Annotated in this window: 7 protein-coding genes; 3 read left to right on the top strand and 4 right to left on the bottom strand. The window is 75.5% G+C overall.

Annotation, left to right across the window (positions count from 1 at the left end; genetic code table 11):
- Nucleotides 1–128: 128 nt before the first annotated feature.
- The 3 genes from AB0P35_RS18265 to AB0P35_RS18255 all read right to left on the bottom strand — a co-directional run bounded on the left by AB0P35_RS18265 (nucleotide 129) and on the right by AB0P35_RS18255 (nucleotide 3,282).
- Entirely contained in the window at nucleotides 129–1,364 is a 1,236-nt protein-coding gene (locus AB0P35_RS18265) for a ribonuclease D (protein ID WP_363511749.1), read from the bottom strand.
- A gap of 198 nt (nucleotides 1,365–1,562) precedes the next feature.
- Nucleotides 1,563–2,288, bottom strand: a complete 726-nt coding sequence (locus AB0P35_RS18260; protein ID WP_095872795.1) for a response regulator transcription factor — start codon at nucleotides 2,286–2,288, stop codon at nucleotides 1,563–1,565.
- Between the two features lie 343 nt (nucleotides 2,289–2,631).
- On the bottom strand, nucleotides 2,632–3,282 hold the full coding sequence (locus tag AB0P35_RS18255) for a DUF3000 domain-containing protein (RefSeq protein WP_095872794.1): 651 nt from the start codon (nucleotides 3,280–3,282) through the stop codon (nucleotides 2,632–2,634).
- Between the two features lie 199 nt (nucleotides 3,283–3,481).
- Here AB0P35_RS18255 and hemE point away from each other — a divergent pair, with 199 nt between their 5' ends.
- The gene (gene hemE / locus AB0P35_RS18250; RefSeq protein ID WP_095875394.1) at nucleotides 3,482–4,528 is read left to right on the top strand and encodes a uroporphyrinogen decarboxylase; all 1,047 of its coding nucleotides are present in this window, start codon (nucleotides 3,482–3,484) and stop codon (nucleotides 4,526–4,528) included.
- Nucleotides 4,529–4,569: 41 nt separating this feature from the next.
- Here the strand turns inward: hemE and AB0P35_RS18245 are convergent, their stop codons facing one another.
- Nucleotides 4,570–5,613, bottom strand: coding sequence for a DUF4349 domain-containing protein (locus AB0P35_RS18245; protein ID WP_363511746.1), 1,044 nt, complete (start codon nucleotides 5,611–5,613; stop codon nucleotides 4,570–4,572).
- Nucleotides 5,614–5,860: 247 nt separating this feature from the next.
- On the opposite strand from AB0P35_RS18245, the gene hemG reads away from it, so the two are divergent.
- Nucleotides 5,861–7,267 (top strand): protoporphyrinogen oxidase, encoded by a 1,407-nt coding sequence (gene hemG, locus AB0P35_RS18240; RefSeq protein ID WP_363511744.1) that lies wholly within the window; start codon nucleotides 5,861–5,863, stop codon nucleotides 7,265–7,267.
- Nucleotides 7,264–7,977, top strand: a complete 714-nt coding sequence (gene hemQ, locus AB0P35_RS18235; RefSeq protein ID WP_095872791.1) for a hydrogen peroxide-dependent heme synthase — start codon at nucleotides 7,264–7,266, stop codon at nucleotides 7,975–7,977. The genes hemG and hemQ overlap by 4 nt, the downstream gene beginning before the upstream one ends.
- The last annotated feature ends 19 nt before the right edge of the window (nucleotides 7,978–7,996 follow it).

The following is a 7,996-nucleotide window of genomic DNA, read 5'->3' as shown; positions in this document are numbered from 1 at the left end:
TCACGGCCTCCTCCAGCCGTTCCAGGTACCCCCGGGCGCTGCCGGGCAGCGCCGACCGGTACCCGGCCATCGGCCGAAAGGTGCCCCCACGCGCCCCTGTTCGGGCTTCTCCGACCTGTGCCTGCGCGCTAGCTCGCGGCCTTGTCGAAGGCGGTGGCGAGGGCCGGGGCGACCAGGTCGGTCTGCCACTGGCGGGCGCCGAGGCGGCGGAGGGCGGCGCCGATGTGCTCGGCGTCGGCCACCGCCGGGGGCTCCCAGCAGACCCTCCGCACCAGGTCCGGCGTGACGAGGTTCTCCGCCGGGAGGTTCTTCTCCTCGGCGATCGCCGACACCGCGGCCCGCGCCGCACTGAGCCGCGCGGCCGCGACCGGGTCCTTCTCCGCCCAGGCCCGCGGCGGCGGCGGCCCGTCGTGCGGTGCGGCCGCGGCCGGCAGCTGCGCCTCGGGCACCTCGCGGGCCCGCTGCAGGGCGGCGAGCCACTGGTCGACCTGGCGCCGGTTGACCCGCGGGCCGAAGCCCTGGAGGGCGACCAGGCCGGCGGCGTTGGTGGGCATGGCGAGGGCGGCGTTGACGATGGCGGCGTCGGGCAGCACCCGGCCGGGGGAGACGTCGCGCTCGCGGGCCATCCGGTCGCGGGCCTGCCAGAGCTCGCGGACGGCGGCGAGCTGGCGGCGGCGCCGGACCTTGTGCAGCTGGGAGGTGCGCCGCCAGGGGTCGACCCGGGGGGCGGGCAGCGGCGCGGCGGCGAGGGCGGCGAACTCCTGCAGCGCCCAGTCGAGCTTGCCCTGGGCGTCTAGCTCCTGCTCGAGTGCGTCGCGCAGCTCGACCAGCACCTCGACGTCCAGAGCGGCGTAGCGCAGCCAGGGCTCGGGCAGCGGGCGGGTGGACCAGTCGACGGCCGAGTGCTCCTTGGCGAGGGAGAGGCCGAGGACGTTCTCGGTCATCGGGCCGAGGCCGACCCGGGGGAAGCCGGCGAGCCGCCCGGCCAGCTCGGTGTCGAACAGGCGCTGCGGGCGCATGCCGACCTCGGCGAGGCAGGGTAGGTCCTGGGTGGCGGCGTGCACCACCCATTCGGTGTCGGCGAGGGCCGCGCCGAGGGCGTGCAGGTCGGGGCAGGCGATCGGGTCGATCAGCGCGGTGCCCGCACCGGCCCGGCGGAGCTGGATGAGGTAGGCCCGCTGGCCGTAGCGGTAGCCGGAGGCCCGCTCGGCGTCGACGGCGACCGGGCCCGTTCCTGCGGCGAAGGCCGCGACCGTGTCGGCGAGCGCCTGCTCGTCGGCGACGACGGGTGGCAGCCCCTCCCGCGGTTCGAGGAGCGGGACCGGGGCTGTCTCTTCTGGGATGGCTGCTACGGCGTCGGTCACCCCCCAAGGGTACGACGGTGTACGGGGCCGGGAGTGTTGTCCGACTGGTCAGCCCGCGTTCGGACATATGCCGCCGGCCCGTGGCCTGCCGGTCCCGCGCCGTGGACGCGGCGGAGGCCCGGAGGAAACGTTCCTCCGGGCCTCCGCCGGGTGGTCGCGCCGGAGCCGGCCCGCGCGGGGGTCGGGCCGGTCCGGGCGTCAGTGGATGATGCCGGTGCGCAGCGCGACCGCGACCATGCCGGCCCGGTCGCCGGTGCCCAGCTTGCGGGCGATCCGCGCGAGGTGGCTCTTGACGGTCAGTGCGGACAGGCCCATCGCCACGCCGATCGCCTTGTTGGACTGGCCCTCCGCCACCAGCCTCAGCACCTCGACCTCGCGGCCGGACAGCTCCCGGTACGCGGTGGGCTGCGTCCCGGGGGCACCCGGCGCGCCGGGGGCTCCGGGGGCTCCCGTGGCACCGGGGGCGCCGGGGACACCCGGCATGCCGGGTCGGCGCATCCGGCCGGCCAGGTGGGCGGCGCCGAGCGGCATGCCGGGGCGGCCGGGCATGGCGAGGTTGGTGCGGGTACCGGTGACCACGTAGCCCTTGACGCCGCCGGCGAGCGCGGAGCGGACCGCTCCGATGTCGTCGGCCGCGGAGAGCGCGAGGCCGTTGGGCCAGCCCGCGGCGCGGGTCTCGGCCAGGATGGTCAGCCCAGAGCCGTCCGGGAGGTGCACGTCGGCGATGCAGATGTCGCGCGGGGTGGCGACCCGGGGGCGGGCTTCGGCGATCGAGGAGACCTCGATCACGTCGCGCACCCCCAGGGCCCACAGGTGCCGGGTGACGGTGTTTCGGACGCGCGGGTCGGCGATGACCACCATGGCGGTGGGCTTCGTCGGACGGTACGCGACCACGTTTGCGGGGTGCTCGAGAAGGACCGACACCAGGCCTCCTGTGGGGAGTGGCGGACGGAACCCCGATGGGGGCGGTCGGAGTGTTCCGCGTTCGGAAAGGGTCACTGACACCTTCGGCATCATCCGTGCCCGGCTTTAGCGAAAGATCACGATCTAGTGAGTAACAATACGGACAAATCGCGCAGGTGACTGATACGACATGCCCTGGAATCGCACGGATTCGATCGCAATCAGATCGAAATGATCAATTTCTGCCGGGTAATTGACACAGACCGGGACGGAAGTCACACTCCATCAGCCCTGGGAGTGGCAGTGCGGACGACGAGTCCGGTCGTCCCCCGGACGTGGCCGCGGCGGGGCCTCGGCGCGGAGCTCAGTGCGGGCGCGGCCGGTGGCGGGCCGGCATCGGCACCACGCCGCCGAGTGACGGGGCGTCCGGCATCGGCATCGGCGCCCCCGCGGCCGGCGGCAGGCCGGCGCAGATGCAGAGCAGGTCGCCCCAGGCCGCCAGGTGCCGCTCGAACCGCTTGTCCGCCGGCGTCCAGGACGCCCGCACCTCGATCTCGGTCGACGCCGGACGCTCGGCGAGCGCGCCGAAGTAGTCCGAGGCGCAGCGGGTCACCGTGCCACCCGGCTCCGCGTACCCGGCCCCGTGCGCCTGCAGCGCGTCCAGCAGCCAGGCCCAGCCGACCTCGCCGAGCATCGGGTCGCCCGCGATCTCGGGCTCCAGCTCGGCGCGGGTCATGGTGACCACCCGGAAGTCGCCGTTCCAGGCGGACTGCCCGGCCGGGTCGTGCAGCAGCACCAGTCGGCCGTCCGCGAGCTCCTCGCCGTCCACCTCGACCGCGGCGGTCACCGCCCACGCGAACGGTGCCAGCCTGCGGGGCGCCGGCGCGGGGGAGAGCTGCACCTCGGGCCGGAGCCGGGCGCCCGCGAGCGCCTCGACCGCACGGCGGAACTCGATCGGCGCCGCCTCCTCGTCCGTTCCGCCACCTTGTGCGGGGTGTCCGCCGACCGCTGCCATGGAGGGAAGCCTAGGTCGCCCGCGGCCCCAATCCGAGCAACTTCCGCCGGTGCGGCGCGCCGTAGCGCCGCAGGTCGGACATCTCGGACGAACCTACGGGGTGCCCGGAGCCGCCGCGCGTACGGCGCGTGCGAAGATTTGACCCGTGAGTGAGACACCCGCGGCGAGCCCCGCAGCCGAGACCGACCCGCAGTCCACCGTGCGCCGTGGCGCCGCGTACGACTCCGTCTTCCTGCGTGCCGCCCGCCGCGAGCCGGTGTCGCACACGCCGGTCTGGTTCATGCGGCAGGCGGGCCGCTCGCTGCCGGAGTACCTGAAGGTCCGCGAGGGCATCCCCATGCTGGAGTCCTGCATGCGGCCCGAGCTGGTCAAGGAGATCACCCTGCAGCCGGTGCGTCGGCACAAGGTGGACGCGGCGATCTTCTTCAGCGACATCGTGGTGCCGCTCCGGGCCGTCGGCATCGACGTGGACATCAAGCCCGGTGTCGGCCCGGTGATCGCCGACCCGATCCGCACCGTCGAGGACCTGCAGCGGCTGCGCCCGCTGGAGCCGGACGACATGCCGTACATCACCGAGGCGGTCGGGCTGCTCGTCGACGAGCTGGGCACCACCCCGCTGATCGGCTTCGCCGGCGCCCCGTTCACGCTCGCCAGCTACCTGGTCGAGGGCGGCCCGTCGAAGAGCCACGAGAAGACCAAGGCCATGATGTACGGCGCGCCCGAGCTCTGGGCGGGCCTGGTCGAGCGTCTCGCCGACATCACCGCCGCCTTCCTGAAGATCCAGATCGAGGCCGGCGCCTCCGCGGTGCAGCTCTTCGACTCCTGGGTCGGCGCGCTCGCCCCGGACGACTACCGCCGCTCGGTGATGCCCAGCAGCAGCAAGGTCTTCGAGGCGGTCGCCGGGTACGGCGTACCGCGGATCCACTTCGGCGTCGGCACCGGCGAACTGCTCGGTCTGATGGGCCAGGCCGGCGCCGACGTGGTCGGCGTCGACTGGCGGGTGCCGCTGAACGTCGCCGCCGACCGGGTCGGCCCCGACAAGGGCCTGCAGGGCAACCTCGACCCGGCGGTGCTCTACGCGCCGACCCACGTCGTCGAGACGAAGGCCCGCGAGGTGCTGCACGCCGCCGCCGCGCTCGGCGACAGCGGCCACATCTTCAACCTCGGACACGGCGTCATGCCGACCATGGACCCGGACGCGCTGAGCCGCCTGGTCGCCTTCGTGCACGAGGCCAGCGCCCGCTGACCGGCCGCGGCGGGGCCGGTTCGTCCGGCCCCGCCGCGTTCTCACTCCCCGTCCGGCCGCGCGGGTGCCTGCGCCTCCCCGGCCGACTGCGCCGGCACCGTCGGACCGGCCTGCCGCGGCACCGCCCAGGCCGGTACCGGCGGGGCCGGCCGGGACGCCGCCCGCCGCTTCAGTCCGCGCCGCAGCAGCCAGGCCGCCGGGGCCAGGACCGCCAGGAACGGCGCCAGCGCGGCGAGGGCGACCAGCAGCCCGCGCACCACCGCCAGCAGCACGTGCCAGCCGCCGGCGAAGGCGTGCCCGACCGCCGCCCACAGGCCCCGCTCGTGCTTCTCCGCCACCGGCGGGGCGTCCGTCGGCCGGCGCAGCTCCACGGTGATGGTGGACAGCGAGGTCTGCGAGCCCAGCTCCTGCAGACGCTGCTTCAGCGACTCGAGGTCCGCCTCCCGGCGGGTCAGCTCGCTCTCCAGCGAGACCACCTCGGAGAGCGACTTCGCGTCGGCGAGCAGCGCCCGCACCCGGTCCACCGACGCCTGCTGGGTCTTCAGGCGGCTCTCGGTGTCGACCACCTGCTCGGTGAGGTCGTCCGCGTCGCTGCTTCGGGTCAGCACGGTGCCGAGGCCGGCCAGCCGCTCCATCGCCTGCTGGTAGCGGGCCGAGGGCACCCGCAGCACCAGCCGTCCGGCCTCCCGGCCGCCGCTCTCGGAGAGCGACTCGCTGCCGACGTAGCCGCCGGTGTCCGCGGCGGCCCTGCGGATCTCGGCCGCGGTGCCGCCCCGGTCGTCGGCCTTCAGCTCCAGCACCAGGCGGCCGGAGTAGGCGATGTACCGGTGGTCGGCCGCGTTCCCCGCGGGGGCGCCGGACGGGCTGCCGGTGGCCGCCGCGGTGGGCTGCCCGGCCGGCCGGTCCGCCGCACCGGCGCCGGCCGCAGGCCCGCCCGCGGTCGGCGCGGCCTTCGGCGCCACCGCCTCGGCGGGCGCCGCCGCCGCGTCCGAGGACGACCGGCCGCCGTCGGCGCCGCACCCGCTCAGCAGTAGGACCGCCGCCAGCGCGGTGCCCGCCAGCACCCGTCTGCCCGTGCTCCTCATGTGTCCGTCCTCCCCTGTCCGCTCCGGCGGGTCGTCCGCGCCGGTCGCACCATTGGACGCGCGATCGGCCCCGCCGGACCCGTCCCGGCGATCCCGAACCGGTCACGGTCCGGCCTCGCCCCGGTGTACACCGGCCGTCCGCCGTAACGGAGTTGACGGGCCGCCGACAGCCCGGGCGACCCGGCCGGGGTGCGGGGCGAGCGGGGCAGCCCCGGGCCCGCGGGTAAGGAGTGCGAGACTGCCGGACATGGCAGAACCTCATGTCGTGGTGATCGGCGGCGGCATCGCCGGACTCGCCGCAGCGGTGTCCCTGGCCGACGGCCCGTACCGGGTCACCGTGCTGGAGGCGTCCGACCGCTTCGGCGGGAAGCTGATGGCGGGGGAGGTCGGCGGCGTCCGGGTCGACCTCGGCGCCGAGTCGATGCTCGCCCGCCGCCCCGAGGCGGTGGAGTTGGCCCGCGCCGTCGGCCTGGCCGAGCAGCTGGAGCCGCCCACCGGGGCGAAGGCCGCGATCTGGACCCGCGGCGCGCTGCGCCCGCTGCCCGGCGGCCAGCTGATGGGCGTGCCCGGCGACCTCGACGCGCTGGCCGCCTCCGAGGTGCTCACCGCGGCCGGCCTCGACCGCGCCCGGCACGAGCGGCCCATTCAGGTCGGCGAGGACGTCCCGATCGGCGCCTACGTCGCGGCCCGGCTCGGCCGCGAGGTCGTCGACCGGCTCGTCGAACCGCTGCTCGGCGGCGTCTACGCCGGCCACGCCGACGAGATCTCGCTGCGCGCCGCCGTCCCGCAGCTGCTGCCGCTCGCCCGCGGCGGCGGCAGCCTGGTCGAGGGCGTCCGCGACCTCACCGGCCGGGCCCGACCCGACGGCGGGCCGGTCTTCCAGGGCATCCGCGGCGGGATCGGCACCCTGCCGGAGGCCGCCGAGGCCCACCTGCGCCGGGCCGACGCCGAGCTGCGCACCGCGAGCCCGGCCGACGAGCTGCGCCGCACCGCCGAGGGCTGGCGGGTGACCGTCCGCGGCGAGGTGCTGCACGCCGACGCGGTGGTGCTGGCCGTGCCCGCCCCGCGGGCGGCCGCGCTGCTGCGCGCCGACGTCCCGGCCGCCGCCGCGGAGTTGGACACCGTCGAGTACGCCGGCATGGCCCTGGTCACCATGGCCTTCGACCGCGCCGACACGGCCGCCCTCCCCTACGGCAGCGGCTTCCTGGTGCCGCCGGTGGACGGCCGCTCGATCAAGGCCTCCACCTTCTCCTCGCACAAGTGGGGCTGGCTGGACCGCGCCGCCCCCGACGCCTTCCTGCTGCGCACCTCGCTCGGCCGGCACCGCGAGGAGGCCGCCCTCGACCTGCCGGACGAGGAGCTCGTCGCCCGCTCGCTGGCCGACCTGGAGCAGGCCACCGGACTGCGCGCGACGCCCTACGCCACCGCGGTCACCCGCTGGCGGGCCGGCCTGCCGCAGTACCCGGTGGGCCACCTGGACCGGATGGCCCGGGTCCGCCGGCTGGTCGCGGACGCCGGACGGCTGGCGGTCTGCGGCGCCGCGTACGACGGCGTGGGCATCCCGGCCTGCATCGGCAGCGCCCGCCGCGCCGTCAACGAGTTGTTGACCCCGGCGGACGGCGCCGGCGGCCCGGAAGGGACAATGAGGACATGACTGAGAGCACTGAGCAGCAGCCCGCGAAGAAGAAGGCCCGCGACCTCAACCAGGTCATCCGCTACACCATGTGGTCGGTGTTCAAGCTCAAGGGCGAGCTGCCCGAGGACCGCGCCGCCCTCGCCGCCGAGGTGGACGAGCTCTTCGCCCAGCTCGCGGCCAAGGACGTCACCGTGCGCGGCACCTACGACGTGTCCGGCCTGCGCGCCGACGCCGACGTCATGATCTGGTGGCACGCCGAGAACTCGGACGACCTGCAGGAGGCGTACAACCGCTTCCGCCGCACCGCCGTCGGCCGCGCCCTGGAGCCGGTCTGGTCGAACATGGCGCTGCACCGCCCGGCCGAGTTCAACAAGTCGCACATCCCGGCCTTCCTCGCCGACGAGCGCGCCCGCGACTACGTGTGCGTCTACCCGTTCGTCCGCTCCTACGAGTGGTACCTGCTGCCCGACGAGGAGCGCCGCGCCATGCTCGCCGAGCACGGCAAGATGGCCCGCGGCTACCCGGACGTCCGGGCCAACACGGTCGCCTCCTTCGCCCTCGGCGACTACGAGTGGCTGCTCGCCTTCGAGGCCGACGAACTGCACCGGATCGTCGACCTGATGCGCGACCTGCGCCCGTCCCGGGCCCGGCTGCACGTCCGCGAGGAGGTGCCGTTCTTCACCGGCCGCCGCAAGCCGGTCGCCGAGCTGCTCGCCGGCCTGGTCTGAGCCCGCGCACGGCGCACCG

The organism is Kitasatospora sp. NPDC085879 (genome assembly GCF_040686255.1).
Taxonomy (GTDB): Bacteria; Actinomycetota; Actinomycetes; order Streptomycetales; family Streptomycetaceae; genus Kitasatospora.
The sequence above is the reverse complement of the archived record's forward strand: the minus strand, read 5'-3'. Positions and strand labels throughout refer to the sequence as shown.